The sequence below is a fragment of the Paenibacillus sp. JNUCC 35 genome, from assembly GCF_058269095.1.
The window spans coordinates 3780231-3795534 of sequence record NZ_CM177771.1; the positions used below are offsets into that span (position 1 = coordinate 3780231).

Annotated in this window: 17 protein-coding genes and 1 riboswitch; of the genes, 3 read left to right on the forward strand and 14 right to left on the reverse strand. The window is 55.4% G+C overall.

Translation table 11 applies throughout. From position 1 onward, the window contains the following. Positions 1-131: 131 nt before the first annotated feature. The 8 genes from AC2TF6_RS16790 to AC2TF6_RS16825 all read right to left on the reverse strand — a co-directional run bounded on the left by AC2TF6_RS16790 (position 132) and on the right by AC2TF6_RS16825 (position 6502). Entirely contained in the window at positions 132-623 is a 492-nt protein-coding gene (locus tag AC2TF6_RS16790; RefSeq protein ID WP_491307734.1) for a cysteine dioxygenase, read from the reverse strand. A gap of 443 nt (positions 624-1066) precedes the next feature. Continuing rightward, on the reverse strand, positions 1067-1897 hold the full coding sequence (locus tag AC2TF6_RS16795) for an HAD family hydrolase (RefSeq protein WP_491307735.1): 831 nt from the start codon (positions 1895-1897) through the stop codon (positions 1067-1069). After that, positions 1890-2666 (reverse strand): DeoR/GlpR family DNA-binding transcription regulator, encoded by a 777-nt coding sequence (locus AC2TF6_RS16800; protein ID WP_491307736.1) that lies wholly within the window; start codon positions 2664-2666, stop codon positions 1890-1892. The genes AC2TF6_RS16795 and AC2TF6_RS16800 overlap by 8 nt, the downstream gene beginning before the upstream one ends. Before the next feature lie 195 nt (positions 2667-2861). Next, positions 2862-3800 carry an L-lactate dehydrogenase gene (locus AC2TF6_RS16805; protein ID WP_369995981.1) on the reverse strand — a complete coding sequence of 313 codons (939 nt, stop codon included), beginning with the start codon at positions 3798-3800 and terminating at the stop codon, positions 2862-2864. A gap of 87 nt (positions 3801-3887) precedes the next feature. Then, positions 3888-4757, reverse strand: a complete 870-nt coding sequence (locus tag AC2TF6_RS16810) for a hypothetical protein (RefSeq protein ID WP_491307737.1) — start codon at positions 4755-4757, stop codon at positions 3888-3890. Positions 4758-4759: 2 nt separating this feature from the next. Next, a riboswitch (cyclic di-AMP (ydaO/yuaA leader) is annotated at positions 4760-4892 on the reverse strand. 253 nt (positions 4893-5145) lie between these two features. Next, positions 5146-5685, reverse strand: coding sequence for a DoxX family protein (locus AC2TF6_RS16815; protein WP_491307738.1), 540 nt, complete (start codon positions 5683-5685; stop codon positions 5146-5148). A 59-nt stretch (positions 5686-5744) separates the two neighbouring features. Beyond that, a complete protein-coding gene (locus AC2TF6_RS16820) occupies positions 5745-5951 on the reverse strand; it encodes a hypothetical protein (RefSeq protein WP_491307739.1) in 207 nt (68 codons plus the stop codon). An 86-nt stretch (positions 5952-6037) separates the two neighbouring features. Continuing rightward, entirely contained in the window at positions 6038-6502 is a 465-nt protein-coding gene (locus AC2TF6_RS16825) for a hypothetical protein (RefSeq protein WP_491307740.1), read from the reverse strand. Between the two features lie 17 nt (positions 6503-6519). Here AC2TF6_RS16825 and AC2TF6_RS16830 point away from each other — a divergent pair, with 17 nt between their 5' ends. Beyond that, entirely contained in the window at positions 6520-7590 is a 1071-nt protein-coding gene (locus AC2TF6_RS16830) for an acyltransferase family protein (protein WP_491307741.1), read from the forward strand. Positions 7591-8090: 500 nt separating this feature from the next. Here the strand turns inward: AC2TF6_RS16830 and AC2TF6_RS16835 are convergent, their stop codons facing one another. Continuing rightward, positions 8091-10439 (reverse strand): YcdB/YcdC domain-containing protein, encoded by a 2349-nt coding sequence (locus AC2TF6_RS16835; RefSeq protein WP_491307742.1) that lies wholly within the window; start codon positions 10437-10439, stop codon positions 8091-8093. Between the two features lie 68 nt (positions 10440-10507). Next, entirely contained in the window at positions 10508-11227 is a 720-nt protein-coding gene (locus AC2TF6_RS16840) for a potassium transporter TrkA (protein WP_491307743.1), read from the reverse strand. A 210-nt stretch (positions 11228-11437) separates the two neighbouring features. Between AC2TF6_RS16840 and AC2TF6_RS16845 the strand changes: the two genes are divergently transcribed. Both AC2TF6_RS16845 and AC2TF6_RS16850 read left to right on the forward strand, forming a co-directional pair. Further along, on the forward strand, positions 11438-12493 hold the full coding sequence (locus tag AC2TF6_RS16845; protein ID WP_326052908.1) for an FUSC family protein: 1056 nt from the start codon (positions 11438-11440) through the stop codon (positions 12491-12493). 102 nt (positions 12494-12595) lie between these two features. Beyond that, entirely contained in the window at positions 12596-12808 is a 213-nt protein-coding gene (locus tag AC2TF6_RS16850) for a hypothetical protein (RefSeq protein WP_491307744.1), read from the forward strand. Between the two features lie 174 nt (positions 12809-12982). Here AC2TF6_RS16850 and AC2TF6_RS16855 read toward each other — a convergent pair whose 3' ends face one another. The 4 genes from AC2TF6_RS16855 to AC2TF6_RS16870 all read right to left on the reverse strand — a co-directional run bounded on the left by AC2TF6_RS16855 (position 12983) and on the right by AC2TF6_RS16870 (position 15215). After that, positions 12983-13375 (reverse strand): hypothetical protein, encoded by a 393-nt coding sequence (locus AC2TF6_RS16855; protein ID WP_491307745.1) that lies wholly within the window; start codon positions 13373-13375, stop codon positions 12983-12985. 111 nt (positions 13376-13486) lie between these two features. Further along, entirely contained in the window at positions 13487-13732 is a 246-nt protein-coding gene (locus AC2TF6_RS16860) for a hypothetical protein (RefSeq protein ID WP_009672463.1), read from the reverse strand. A 360-nt stretch (positions 13733-14092) separates the two neighbouring features. Beyond that, the gene (locus AC2TF6_RS16865; protein ID WP_009672406.1) at positions 14093-14374 is read right to left on the reverse strand and encodes a DUF1294 domain-containing protein; all 282 of its coding nucleotides are present in this window, start codon (positions 14372-14374) and stop codon (positions 14093-14095) included. A gap of 88 nt (positions 14375-14462) precedes the next feature. After that, on the reverse strand, positions 14463-15215 hold the full coding sequence (locus tag AC2TF6_RS16870) for an SDR family NAD(P)-dependent oxidoreductase (RefSeq protein ID WP_491307746.1): 753 nt from the start codon (positions 15213-15215) through the stop codon (positions 14463-14465). Positions 15216-15304: the final 89 nt, after the last annotated feature.

Sequence of the window (15304 nt, forward strand, 5' to 3'; positions counted from 1 at the left end):
CCGCTTGAAAGCAGCTCAAAAAGCCCTGGATGAAGCAGGGCTTTTGTCTTTTTGCAGGACCGCTGCCGTAGGCGCCGCACCTATCCGCGGATTCAGCCGGGCCGGCAGGTGTGCAGAACCACGCGTAAACATCAGATCACGAAATCGAGCACCTCGCGGTAGGGCAAGTACGCTTTCGTCCCCGTTAAGGGAGGCGAATACACGTGAAGGCTTACAATCCGCTGCTCATGTTCGTTGCGCATTTCGTGAATTTGCCCGCGTGGAGCATACATACACTCCCCGCCTGCGACGGGAGCCGCCATAAAAGGCTCGGGATAACCGCCCCGGTCCAGTTCGTACCACACATTGAGCATCTCGCCTTCAATAACGCGGGCGCAGCCGATCGAAGACCCGTGATCGTGAATAGCCGTTTTGCTGTGCCCCGGCAGATGGATCACGACGACCTCCACATCGTCTGTCCGCAGCAGCACATGCCGGCCGTAGGCCAGCCGCTCCGGCTCGGTAACGTGCGGGGCGATTTTGTCACTCGTCAGAGACAAGGCTTCCAGCCCGGCCCGCAGCTCGTTCATCGTCGGTTTTTTTAACCCGCCGAACGATTGTTCAATCGATTGAAGCAGATTCATGCCGCATCCTCCTGTATATCAGGTATTCTTATGGAATGAATAACGGGAATTGATATCAGGATATGGGCGGAACAGCGGGTTGGTGCCTGATTACGGCAGCCGAATATTCAAAGGAGTCCGGCGTGCGGGGCTCCGCATCGTTAAAAGGCCCGTCCGGATATCCCGGACGGGCCTTTTCGCGTTGTGGCCGTTGGCCGTCAGCGTGCCGCACCGGGCACAGGGTACTTCGCGCCGGGTGAGCCCGTATGGGCGGCACTCCCGTAAAACGCCTGCGGACCCGGCAGGATCACGCTCCCGCTCCGGAAAACTTCCTTTCCGGGGGTGGGATTACGCTCCTGCCGGGTCCGTTCCGGCTGACGAACCGCCGGCCGTCCTGCCGCTGTAGGAACGGACGGGGCTGGCTTCGAAAGCCGGGAAACATCGGCCGACCGGCGGCCCGGCCGTCAGACTTGCGCTTCAGCCGCCTCATTGCCGCGGCGGCTGCGGTTGTGCTCCAGAACGGTCGTCACCATCTCCGCCACCGACGAAGTCGTATGACCCGCACCCGCCTTTACCTCATCCCGGCTTTTCATCATCGCAAAGCTGTGAGGCGTCAGGGCGAACATCGGCAGATCGTTATAGGAATCGCCGACGCAGGCAGCCTCGTCATGCTTCAGCCCCATCTCTTTAAGCAGCCGGGCCAGGCCCGTTCCTTTGGAAATCCCCGCCGGCATCAGGTCCATACAGTCATGATCGGAAATGACGGCTTCCACGCTTCCCGCATATTTTTCCATCAGTTCCTCGCGAAAAGACAGAAGCTTCTCCATATCGCCGAACAGGGAAAACTTGCAGGGCTTCACCTGCCCCGAGCGGATCTCCCGGCCGATATCGGCCTGATGATGGACGGGGCTGAGCTGACTCTCTTCATAAGGCCGGGAAGCGTCCGTACTTTTATGAAGGCGGATCGTTTCGTCCGAGCAGCAGACGAAGAATACCATTTCCCGCTTCGAGACAATCTCGAACAAGTCGGACGCGCGGTCCGCCGGGAAATGCGAGGCATCCAGCTGCTCCCCTTCCCGGGTGTAAACCGCGGAGCCGTTCTGGCTGATGCCGTATGCCTCGACCCCGACACGGTCCATAATCTTCCGGATATCAGGATACAGCCGGCCCGATGCGATGCAGATCTGCACGCCCTGTCCGGCCGCCTCCCGCAGCATACGGGCATCCGCGTCCGCAACTTCCAGATCGGCATTCATGAGTGTACCGTCCAAATCCGTTACGATCAATTTAATCATGCTGATTGTCCCCCTCTACGATGAGCAGCTCCACATCATGCCTTTCCAGCAGGCGGAGCATACTTTCTTCCGGTTCCCGGTCCGTCACGATCACATCCAGATCGTCCAAACCCGCAACTTTATAAAACAACTGCTTGCCGAACTTCGTATGGTCCGCCAAAACGACGACACGGTCGGCTCTGCGGATCATCTCGCGTTTGATGGAGCCGTCCTCTTCATGCGGGTAAGACAATCCGTCCGGACTGATTCCGCAGGCGCCGAGAAAGAGGGTATCGACGTAATAATCCGCCAGCTGCGCCAGAGCGGTCGCTCCGAACAGAAACCGGTGCTCCAGTTCCAGCTGCCCGCCGAGCATATGCACCTTCAAACTTTTATTGTCCGCCAGTTTCGCCGCAATATCGATGGAATTCGTCACGACCACGTTGCCCGTCGTCCGAATGTGCTCGGCGACCGTCGCAACCGTCGTGGATGTGTCCAGAAACAAGTAATGCCCGTCGCGGATCAGCTTGGCGGCTTCCCGGCCGATCTGCCTCTTCTCGTCCGGAGCCCTCTGCATCCGGTCCTTATAAGCGGTCACCGCGCGGTTAAGGGTCGGCAGCATAGCGCCTCCGCGGGTCCTTACAATTAGCCCGAGCTCATCCATCCGGACGAGATCCCTGCGGGCGGTGTCCCGCGACACGTCAAATCTGTCGCAGATTTCCTTGACGTCCATCCGGTGATGTTCCCTTAAGTATTCCATAATCGCTTCGATTCGTTCTTCCTGAAACATATCGGCACACCCTTAAGTGAATTCATGCAATATGATAATTGTTTATAAGTAATTATAAGTGTTCATAAGCGAATTTGTCAATCAAAGCGCATATCACCTTAAAAACATATTTGCAGCATACAAAAAAGCGGCTGATATCCAGCCGCTTTTTCAACGTTTTATTCACATACTCTATACTTGTTCATGTCTCTCCGCTTACAGGCGTTCCGAAATGGAATCGATCATTTCCCGGATCTTGGCTCCCGATTTGCGCAGATTGTTCTCTTCCTCTTCACTTAAGGGCAGCGTGATAACCTCCCGCACGCCCGTACGGTCCACAATACACGGAACCCCGAGGTAAACGTCAGACAACCCGTGATAATTGGAAACAAACGTCGAGACGTTCAGCACCGCGCCTTCATCGCGCAGAATCGCCGTACAGATCCGGTCAAGCGCCAAAGCGATCGCGTAATACGTCGATCCCTTCGCCTCAATAATCTGGTAAGCCGCGTCCCGCGTATTTTGGAAAATTTCGTCCTTATCCTCTTGATTCAGCTCGAGAGGCAGTCCGGCAAAATTAGCCAAGCTCCACAAAGGCACTTCCGAGTCTCCGTGCTCCCCGATAATCGCCGCGTGAATGCTGCGCGGGTCCACTTGAAGCTTCTCGCCGATCAAATAGCGGAAACGCGCGCTGTCCAGCAAAGTTCCCGAGCCGATGACACGGTTAACGGGCCATTCGGATTTTTTCCATGTAAAATAAGACATGATATCAACCGGATTGGTCGCCACCAGAATAATGCCTGTCTGGTTGTACTTCGTCACATTCTCGACGATGCCGTTAAAAATGTCGACGTTGCGCTTGAGCAGATCGAGACGGGTCTCCCCTTGCTTTTGCGCGACGCCCGCACAAATAATGATAATATCGGCGCCTTCACAGTCGGAATAGTCCCCCGCCCATACTTTTACCCTGCCCGTAAACGGCAGGCCGTGGTTCATATCCAGTGCGTCCCCGTTCGCTTTCGCGTGATTATAATCGATGAGGACAAGCTCGGACATCCGCTCTCTGAGCAGCAGGGTGTACGCCGTGGTGGAACCTACGGCACCGGTTCCGATGACAACGATACGTGATTTTTTAGATGTTTCCTGGTTGTTCAATTCATTAGTAGACACGAGAACCAATCCTTTCAGGGGAATTCTGGTATTATTGTAGGCGAACTCCCCCCCAAAAGCAAACATTCCGTCCTATAAAACGACAAAATAAGCCCGGGATTCTTCAAAAAGCACCGGCTGATCCAGCTGAAATCCGGTACCGGCTATACGCTCGCAAGCCTGAAGCGGGGCAAGGCGCGCCGGTTCGGGGCTGCTGCCCTCTTCCAGCCAGTTCGCTCCCAGCACTGCAGCGGTATGCTCCCATAAGCAGCAGGCCGGACCGATCAAATAATCTTTATGCATCGCCAGCGTCATTCCTTCCTGCCGGAGCATGCACGCGTTGCGCAAATCATCCAGCAGAGAGCCGCAGCAGCCGGGGTGAAGCTCCCGCTCGGCTTGGAAGAGCCGGCTTACCGGAAACTCGCGGTCCGCCACAGCGTGGCCGAAGCCCGCATCCTGTCTGACGCGAGAAGAAACGTGCGATTCCGTGTCCGGCCAAGAGCCGCCGCCGTCACTCCGGGCAGCAGCCGTTTCCAGGCGGAAGGAGCCGTTTCCGGAACGTCCGGCACTTCCGAAGCTGCTGAAACCGCTGAAGCTTCCGAGAACGTCCACGAACGGTTTGCCCTGCGATCGGGCCTTCAGATCGTACAAGGCCATTTCCACCAGATCCGCCTTCACATTCCCCCAGAGAACGCGGTACAAGCGGACAGTGTCGAGTGCTTGCGCCAGCGTGCTTTTTTGAAGGCGGTACAGAAACCGGGCCCAGTTCACAAGATCGAAATACTTCTCGCCCACAGACATCAAGCATTCTCCCCAGCCTGTCTCTCCGCCCTCGTCCGTGAGTTTCAGCAGCCCGTACCTGCAGTTCTCCAGCTTTCCTTTGGCATGATGGTAACAGCAGGGTACATCGAATTCAAACAATTCAATCCGGATAATTCGTCGGTCCATTTCTTCCTTTTTCACTCCTTTTCTCCCAATGACGCTTGCGAGGTTAGCTGCCGGGTTCGGATTTGAGAGGCCCCTACGGAATAAACATTCCGATTCACCCCAGTTCGTGGGTCCCCCGCTTCTCTTACGAGAATTAAGCGCGCAGATGAAGATGATGATATGGCCGCCGCCGGCGTCCGGACATGGTGTCCGAAGCCTGATCTGACGGACCATGAGAGTATGTTACCCCCCCGAATCGGGCCTGTAAACAAACCCGGAGGACAGCCCGCTGCCATTCTATGCCATGTAACCCTATTCATTTGAGTGTTGCTTCTTCAAGCTGATTCAAGCTCATTCTTTCTCCGTTTAACAAAAAAAAGCCCCGGATACCCGGGGCTTTTTTGAAGAGCGTTCTATAGTCCGATCAGATATGGGCGCGTGTCTTGCCTCCTCCGAGGGTAGGGTTTGCGCCGTGATCTCCGCGATGGCGAAGGAGCTTGCGGATGTAAGGAAGGATGTAGTAGTCGGCTCCGAACTTGCCGGCGTTGGCTCCGGCGGCGATGACGATGACACCGAGCAGGATCATCCAAGGGTTAGTGCTTACGGTACCTGCGAAGAGGAACATGAAGTTCATCAGAACCCCGAAGAATGCTGCCGCCGTTGTTAGTGCGCCGAGGACAAGACCCAGTCCTACCAGAAACTCTCCGAGCGGAATCAGTACGTTAAACAGTTTGGCGTTCGGTAGTGCAAAGTTTTCCAGGAATGCGGTGAAGGTCGGATAGACCAGCTCATTGGTCGCTTTATCGACAATCGGCTTCGCTACCGCGCCTTTCAGGAAGCCCGTGGCGTCAAACCCGCCTATCAGCTTGTGCCATCCTCCCGTAATCCATGCGTATCCGAGATAGAAGCGGAGGATCAGCATCAGACCTGCCGCATAAACGTTCGTTCTTAACCAGTTAAACATATGAATTTCCCCTCTCAAGCTGCGTATTCTGTATTGGATGTTGAGTGTGTTTCCAGTATTTAGAGCCAGTACTGCTCGATCAAGCCGCATTCCGCTTCCAGAGGAAGAGGAAGTCCGGTTTTGCCTGCTTTTTGCGCCTTGACGGTTTGCCAGGTCTGCACACAGTCGAAGCACAAATCCTTATAACCCTCGGGGTGTGTCTGAAGCCGGGCGCCGCATGCCTGACAGTGTGCGGGTGCTGCGTTTACAAGATGAAGGGCGGTCATGATACTCGCATCCTTTCGTTTATCCCGTATTTTATTGTGAATATTTTCACATTGTTAGCCGTAAGAAGCTTTCTCTTCTTCCTGAATCATTCAGGAAGATCGGATGAGCCGGCGGAGCCTTCAGCTCTGGATACCAGTGGCTTTAACCGGCAGTCTTCGCAAACCCAGGGGGACTCTGTTTCTTTGGCAGCGAGGATACCGGAACCACACTGCGGGCATCTTCCTTGCTGAACTTGCGGGTCAGCTGTCTCTTTCATGGCTCCTTCACCTTCTTTCGTGTGTTGTTCTCTCTTTCTGACTTTAGTATAGTCCTCCCCAAGAGGGATGTATGTGATATTTATCACACTTAGCCCAAAATAAGTGATTATAATCATGTTCAAGCATTCTTCATAATGAAAGCCGTTACTTAATAAGGACATGTGAATAATATCACAATCTCTTAAAACAAGAAGTTCTATACTTCCTTTAGAAAGCCAAATTCCCGTAACAGCCGCATCCAGGCAGGTTTGGCTGCTTGCGTTTCTTCTATAGTAATAAAACCAAATTTGCACAAAGCGAGATGACTCCTATGCGAAACCCGACTGCCGTGTTTTTTACCAATGTCCGTTTTTTCCTGATTCTGCTGGTTGTTCTGGTCAACCTGCTGCTTACCCTTCCCCCTCTGCCGGAGGCAGCGCAAGCTGTGGTGACCGCCATCTTCACTTTTCATCTGCCGGTGTTTGTGCTGGTAACCGGTTATTTCGCCAAAAAGTACTGGCAGACACCCGAGGCGGCAGCCGGTATGCTGCGAATCGCCCTGCAGTATCTCTTCTTTCAGACCCTGTACTCGGTCCTGGATCTGTTCTGGCTCCACAGCCCCGGCATCCGGTATTCGTTCTGGCTTCCGTATTGGATGCTCTGGTTTCTGACCGCGCATTTCGGCTGGAAGCTTCTGCTCATCCCGTTCGCCCGGCTCAAGCACCCGGTGGCCGCCGCCGTCCTGCTCGGCGCGGCAGCCGGCTTCCTGCCGGCGGAAGCGGGCGCGTGGCTCGGCTTGACGCGCACGCTCGTGTTCTTCCCGTTCTTCCTCGCCGGATACTACTGGCGGGAAGAACGGGAGCCCCGTCGGCGCACGGTCCCGCAGCGCCGCGCGATCCGGGCCGCCGCGGCGCTGCTGCTGCTGGCGCTGCCCGCGTTCTGGCACGCGGCAGGCGCAGACACCGCCGCTCAGTGGCTCGCCGGCGGCGGCAACTACGCGCAGCTCGGCGTCCCTGCCGCGGCGGGCACGATGCTGCGCCTCGGCTGCTATGCGGCGCAAGCCGCCGCATCGGCCGCGTTCCTGCTGCTGCTCCCTCGCGCGGAAAGCCGCTTGACCGTCCTCGGAGGACGGACGGTCTATGTCTTCCTGCTGCATGGCGCCGCCATCAAGCTGCTGGGCGCAGCCGGGCTCCTGCAGCTGCTCGCCCGGCTGATGGACGCGGGAGCGGCGGGAGCTGCCGCGGCTCTTACGGCGGGATGCGCGGCAGCAGCCGCGGTCGTGGCCGCGCTGTCGGGCCGCCGGTTCGCCGCGGTCATGCGGCCCTGCATCGAGCCGGACGCGGCCCGGGCCCTGCGCTGGCTGCAGCGGAGGCTGCCCGGCCGGGCGCGCAGCACGTACTAGCCGCCGCGCAGCAGCTTTCAGCGCGCGATGCGGTCCCAAGCGGCGAGCGAAGTCTCCAGCCTGTGGTGCGGCGCCAAGCGGCGGCAGATCAGCCGCGTGTCTGGTGTGTCAGGTTCCATCGCATACCGAAGCCGTGCTTTCAACACTAGCCGCGGAGCCTGGCAACCCGACTCCTTTCCAGCCGGTCATGGACTATACCGGCGCGACTCATCTTACGAGGCATCAACATCCGCATCCCAATAAGCCCGGCCTGAATGATTCAGGCCGGGCTTATTCAATGCCGTTATGTTAACCTTATTTCCGAACTGTATGGGCCCCGCTTACTCCGCATAGTTCGCGTATCGTACAACGTTTTTTTCAACTACTCTTTAGGACTTCGTTAATGTCACGACTGAGCCGCACTCTCTCTGCGCCAGGTTACGCTCCTATCGCTCATTTCGGCGCTCCGTTCATCTCGCAAGGCTGGATCTGCTTCGTCTTGGTCCCAGGTCTACCGCCGCTTAATAAGATATCGGCTGATCCGTTTTGCCTTGAAGCCCCGCCATCCTCATCAGAACGATGGCCGCCTGCGCCCGCGTCACTGCGTCCTGCGGCCGGAATTCGCCTCCGATGTCCTGCAGCAGGCCCAGCTTCATGACGAGGAAAACATCGGCTTTGTTTTTGACGCTGCCTTCATCTGTGACGGAAAGATTGCCGAGCGGCTTATCCAGCAAGGACGACAGTTTCTCGTACCGGAGCTCGTTCACAAGCGCCGATGCCAGCTTCTCCCGCGTCAAAGGCTCATCCACGCCGAGTTTTCTGTCCGGGTCCGGCTGCAACCGGTTGATATCCGTCAGCAAATTGACGGTCCTGTAGTATGGACTCCCCGGCTGCACATCCGCATAAAGTGCCTCAACCTTCCGGTAGCTCTCTCCGTAATACGAATCCGGTCTGATTCCGCGGGCGAACATCGCCAGCCAGTCTCCGTAAGTAAGAACGGCATCCGGCTTCAGATTACCGCCCTCATCGGGAACGAGAACTTGGAGACGGATGAGCTCGGCCAACTCTTTTTGCGCCCAGTGTCCCGTAATATCTTTCCCCTCGGACGGCTTGGCGGCAGCCGGGAGCGGCCTCAAATCACGCAGCTTACCCGACGCGGCATCGAGAACCTGCCAGGCCGACTCCACCTCGGAACCTTGCCGGTAGACAAGCAGCAGTTTTCTTTCCTTATCGTCGCCGCCCGTGTAAAACGCTCCGTTCATCGTATAGGATAAGCTCACCCGGCCGTCAGCCTGAAGCCGCTTCAGCGCTTCTTCCTTCGTAACGGCAGCAGGTTTCACCGCCTTCAAAGCCTCTTCAATCGCTTCCTGCTCATATGGAAGCTGGAGGGTGTAGAGACTTCCGTCTCCGTTCAAATGAAGGATAATCTGCTGATCCTGGACGGGAATCCCCTTATAGACCCGCTGAAACTGGTACGTAAACGGTTCGTTTTTCTTAGATGAGACGTTGTCCTTTACCGCACTGTTCTTCTTCACCAGTTTCCAATTTTCAGAAGCCTGTGGAACGAGTTCGTCAAACAATTGGAGCGCTCTCGCATCCGCGGATTCTGTCGGTATGCTTCGCGGCTTCACATTCGGATTTTGGTTCCAAGGCGGATAAATCCCGTTCTCGCTCAGTTCCAGGATTTGCCCCGTCCGGGTGTCGACAATCGCATGGGTATCGTGTCCGTTCTCATCCTTCCAGTTCAGACTCCAGACGAGCTGCCCCGGCGTACGCCAGCCTTCCTGCTCGGACTTCTGGGCAAGCTTGCTTCCCTCCGGAACGTACCCCGTCGCTTTTACGAGTTCTTCGGCTTGCTCCGAACTTAACGGTCCTCCCATATGCGCTTTGAAAGAAGTTCCTGTTCTCGGGACATCCGCATAGGCCGAAGTGCCGTACGCGGCATACAGCCCTTCAAATACATACTCTCCGGTTTGAGCGTCGACAGGGGCATAAAATAACGGGTTACGCACATAACCGAGTATCCATTCTTTTGGGCCCGATCCGTTCTGAAGCCTCACATATTGCAAGTCGACCGCAAAATCTTTCTTATATTTGGCGGCGGCTTCCCGCTCGCTTATTTTGGGAGTCGGGGAAGGATACGAGCTTTTGTGCAAACTGGCGTTCAGCCCCGTAACCCGGCCGTCCCCCCTCACTTGAACGTTGATGCCTTCGAAATCGACAAACAGCCCGTTCACTTTGCGTCTGAATGAAAAATCGTACAGGACCGGACCGAAAAGCGCGCTTTGCGAACCGTAGGAAAGAGAGGGTTCCAGCGTATCGTTTTGTAAGGACGGAATCGCCTTTTTCACGAGCTCCAGCGCGATTTGGGCAGCTTTCTCCTGGTTGACTGCCGGCGGATAAAAGCTCTCTTCCTCTTTAATCCATTCTCCGGGAAATGAAGTCGACCAAACATCTCCTGTCAAGGCATCCACCACACTGTGAAAGGAAGAAGTGGAATTCCCCTTCGTCACGGACCAGGATATGGTCCATACAAGCCTCGGAACAGGGGGATAGCGAACTGTCGACTCACCTAGGCTCGCAGACGATACTTCCGCATTTTTCAGGTCGGGAAATAATTCTCTCAGTCTGCCGATCGCCTGTTCCTTTGAAATCTTTGCCTCTTTCTCCAGCATGGCGCTGGCTGAGGATTCGGCCGACGGGGCCGGTCCGCTTCCGGACACGATTTTCGCGTCCTCCTGAAACCTGTACACTGGAGCGGAGTCATTCGCCGCATTTGTCATTCCGGGCAATAGAAGACCGACTCCAAGAGAGCCGGCCACCGTAAGCATACCCGCTTTACGCAAGCGGGACGCGCGTTTGTTGTTCACCTACATCCCTCTTCCCATCTGTTAGAGTTTTCCATTTTATTTAACGCATGGGAGAAGGAATAGTTTCGTTATAAGAGAGAGACCGTCTTATTTTCGTCTACCAGATTTTCGTGCCGATGCTCCAATTCTTTGCTGAATTTTTCGGAGATCTGCTTTTTGTTCCCGTATACGTACAGAACATCGCCCGCTTCAATTCGGGTATCGGAGTTCTCGCTCCGTCTCCGGATTCTTAACGGCCCCCGCTGGACAAAGAGCAGGTTAATGTCTTCATCGGCCGTGCACAGATCGTCGATAGGACAATGCTTGTACTCGGAATTTTCGATAACGGGAATATCAATGATCCAGTCTTCTTCGTCCTTATACAGCAGTTCGCTTACCGGCAGCTCCTCCACGCCTTCATCTTCCTCCAGAGGCGCATGAAGTTTTTTGCTCAGCCGTTTTTGCATCGGTTTTACTTTTAAAATAACCAGCAGAAAAGCCAGAATGCCCGTTATGACCAGCAGCTCCGGCAGCCTGAACCGCTTTTCGAGCAGGTTGGACACCAGCGTAATGATGACGGCAAGAGAGAACACGCCGAATAAAATCAAAAAAATACCGATTCGCCTGCGAACCGGATGCCGGATAATAAGCTCGGATTCCTGTGTGGTGAAGCCCGTGCCTGTCAACAGGGAAGTGACTTGAAAGCGGGCAATTTCGTTGTCAAGCCCGGTGAGCATCATCAAAACCGCCGAAATTTCGATAACGAGCAGGACGATCCCCAAATAGATGACGATTAACAGCAGCTCCATGATACGCCTCCCAGCCTCTACACCTTTTCAATAACCGTTCCTGCGGGTATGTGAAACTAACAGCATTTACCTTTCATAGGCACATTTACCATTTTCCAAGGCGCTTATATAGCCCGTCCCGCCGGGAATTTCCCGGCCGATTGACTCGGCCGCACCTGCAATGCGATAATGAGTTCGTCATCTTGAACCATCTGAAGGGAGTTACTGCATGTGACGTTCGGAGCCAGAATGTTAAAGACGGGCATGGCCGTCACTCTAGCTTTGTACTTAAGTATGCTTTTGCATACGACCGCCCCGGTTATTGCCGCGGTTGCCGCGATTTTCGCCCTGCAACCGTCCATTTACCGCTCCTGGCGTTATTTTCTCGATCAGCTGCAAACCAACACACTGGGAGCCGCGCTCGCTCTCGTGGCCGGTACGTTTTTTCCCAAGCACCCGATCGCGATCGGGATCGTTTGTATTCTGGCCATCATGATTTGTCTTAAAATGAAAATGGAAGCGAACATCGGCCTCACCCTCGTAACGGTTATCGCCGTGATGGATGCTTCCGGCGGCCACTGGTGGTTCGCCGTTAACCGGTTCCTGCTCACCTCGCTCGGAGTCGGGTCCGCTTTCGTCATTAACGTGCTTTTTTTCCCGCCTAATTGGCAGAAACGGTTTATGGAAGAAGTTCACGGGGTCTTCAGTCAGATATCGCCTCTTCAGAGGACGGTCATCTCCAATGAAATGAAAGAATCCGTTTTTCAGGAAACGAAAGACGGTGTCGTGGGCGCGCTGTTCCGCCTGGAGGAGAAATACAAGCTCTTCGAAGAAGAGCAGAAAAAACTCAAGCGGCTGAAATACAGCCAGTCCAAGCGCCTTGTCGTCTACAAGCAGATGCTTCACACCCTGCGCAAAGGCGTGGATATTTTACAGCTGGTCGAAGAGCATTATTTCCAAGCATCGCGCACTCCAAACATGAACGCGTTCGTCGACGAGCATTTGGAAGCCCTTACTCAATACCACGAGTATGTCCTTATGAAATTCGAGAAGAAATACAAGAACGAGTCCTACGAGAAGCTCGAAGCGATGGATCTCAAGAACGACGCCTTCCTGAGACTCATTACGGACGCCTCCAGCAGTACCGGGGACCTGCACCGGCTCGTTGTGGTCGCCTCCGGGATCTACGACTACGGTCACCAGATCGTGCGTCTGGACAAACTGGTCGAGCAATTTTTCAAAGGCGCGGAAGAAAACGAAAAACAGACGGGACTTAAGTTTTTTTAAGGTCCCGCCTGTTTTTTCTTTTTTATAATCCGGTCGGACCCGGAACATACTAAAACCCATCACGGCCTCTCTGCGGAGGTCTTTTTAAAGGAGATGTTCCCTATGACCGACAATCACGATCCCAATTTCGCAGTGGGTGCCCCGAGTTCCTCTGTGGGTAATGCCGAAGCCGCATCCGCAGAAGGAACGGAACTGACCAGAGAGCAGTTCCTCCAGTCTTACGAAGCCGGAACCATCGAAGACGACGATGGCTTGGGCGAGGAGGCGCAAGCGGAAGCCGGCTACCGGCCCGAATCCTCGCCGGACAGAGCCTGAACCTTCCGCCGAAGACGGCGTACGGCGGCTTTAGCCCGGCAAGGCACGGACGCTCCAAACGCCGGGACCAGCCATGCAAAAACCCCCGCAGTTTCAAGGCCTTAAGGCTTCTGCGGGGGTTTTGTATGTGCTTTTCCCGGTGCTCCGGCTCGTACGAGCTTGCGCTTGAGGCGTTTACTCGACGGCGTGAAGACCGCTCAGACGCGAGACGGTGAGCAGCAGTTCGTCGCGCAGCGGAACGATGAATTCCACCGCGCCCATCGTAAAGATGCCGCTTCGGTTATGAAGCCTTACGCCGCTGACGCTAAGCCTGTAATGCGGAAGGCCCGCTGACATCGAGGTCAGCTCGCTCCCGCCTCCGTTCCGGGAAGACAACGTGAGCAGCGTGCGTCCTTCGGCTTCGAACGGCACGATGCTGAGAATCGCCTGCAAAGGGATATAGTAATTGACGTGGGGTTTCTGGACGATGAGTTCTTTCGTCGTGACCGTAAGTCCCAGACCATTTTTCTTATGGGAATATTTCAATTCGCCGTCTGTCATCTGGATGGAAATAAAATCGGGATTCATTCCGTCTGGCGCCCCCTTCAAAAAAAGGATGTATGTCCACCTTAGCATACCGCTCTTGGACTGACAACCTTACGGGGCTTCATCCCGGACGGGCGAAACTCGGAAAATGCGCTACGATGCGAGCATCAGCACCTGAAAATCCATCTCGATGCTTTGAGCCGACATCAATCCGCCCAGCAATAGTTTGGCCTCCGTCAAACGGGCGAGATCCCCGCGCAGAATCAGATGGGACCGGTGTCTCTTCCCGGGCGTTTTCCAGGCCAGCAGAGGAGCCAGCATATGTTGTTTCAAGGTTCGGATCACCGTATGTAATTGTTCCTGTTCCGCCACTTTGACGATCAGAAATGTATGGTCCATCACGATCTCCTCCGGTCGTTAAAAAGAATGTGCGTTTCCGGCCGAAATCAGGGCGCATCGCGCCGAGAGCCGGGGATTGAAGTCCACAGCATAAAGCCATCCGCGAGCAGCAGCGGACGGCAGCCTTTCCATCATAGGGTGTTTGGTTCAAGGAGTCAAGTCGGATGGCTTACTTCCCTGCTCTTCCGCCGGTGTGCCTCATGAGGCTTCCCGGATTAACGACTGTCACTGTACCTGTGTAATCCCGTTTGAAACAGTTTCTATGTATTTTTTTATTCTACCACATCAATTGGAGTTTTTCTTCATTATTCTTCACACGGAGTCCAGTCTCGTTAAACCGGCTCTCCCCGGTATGAAAATTCACTCCCCCACAAAACGGAACAGCTTCCAGAAAACGATCACATTGACGATCAGCAGCAGCGGAATTCCGTATTTGAACGTGAAATGTCTGGTTTTGTGCTTGTAGGCATACATGCCTGCCCAGATACCGGGAGCCCCCCCGATAAGAGCCGTCAGGAACAACCGCTTCTCCGGTACCCGCCATTCTCCGCTGCGCGCTCTGCGTTTGTCGGCGCCCATCCAGACGTATGCGACAAGATTAACGACAAGAAGATATAGGACAAGAATCTTGATGAAAAACACCTCTACTTTAGTATAAAGTCCGCTTCTCTATTAGTTTACAATTATTTGGGTAAAAAGCGAAGACCGGAGCGAGAAAACTCTGGTCTTTCTATTCTTCATACATCATTTTGCGGGTCATGCCTCCGTCAATGACAAGATTCTCTCCGGTAACGAAGTCGTTCGCGGGATCCGTCAAATAAAAGCAGGCCCTGGCGACATCGTCGGGTGTGCCGACGCCGCCCGAAGGGTGCTGCTTATGATCGGACGGCTTCAGCGCCCCGTAGTCCCCGGTCTCGATCCAGCCGGGGCTGATGCAGTTCACGCGGATGCCGTCCGGGCCCAGCGATATCGCGAGCGCATGCGTCAACGCCGCGATTCCCCCCTTCGAAGCGGCGTACGCTTCCGAGGACGGCTCCGACATCAGCGCCCGCGTGGACGCGATGTTCACGATGCTGCCGCCTCCGGTTTCACGCATCCGCTTCGCCGCTTCCCGCGCGCACAGGAACGTGCCGCGCAGATTCGTGTGGAGGACGCGGTCCCACTCCTCCACCGTCAAGTCGTTCGGCGACTTCCATTCGGAGACGCCGGCGTTGTTGATCAGGCAGCCGAGCGGGCCGTACGTCCCGGCTGCCTGCTCGATGAGGCGGACGATGTCGCCGGGCCGGCTCATATCCGCCGGAACGAACAGCGCTTCCCCGCCTCCTTCGCGGATCGTCCGCGCGTTGTCATCTCCGCGGGCCTCGTCCGTATCCGCCAGGACGACGGCCGCTCCTCGCTCGGCATAGCGGCGCGCGATTACGCGGCCGATGCCGGAGGCCGCTCCCGTCACAATAACGGCTTTGCCGGCAGGTTCTGTTTTCATGAAGGAAACCCTCCCGGAATCGAATTTATTTTTGAGCCTGTTCGCTTTCGCTCCTTACCCGCTTCTTGTATAATCAGGAGAAAATTCTC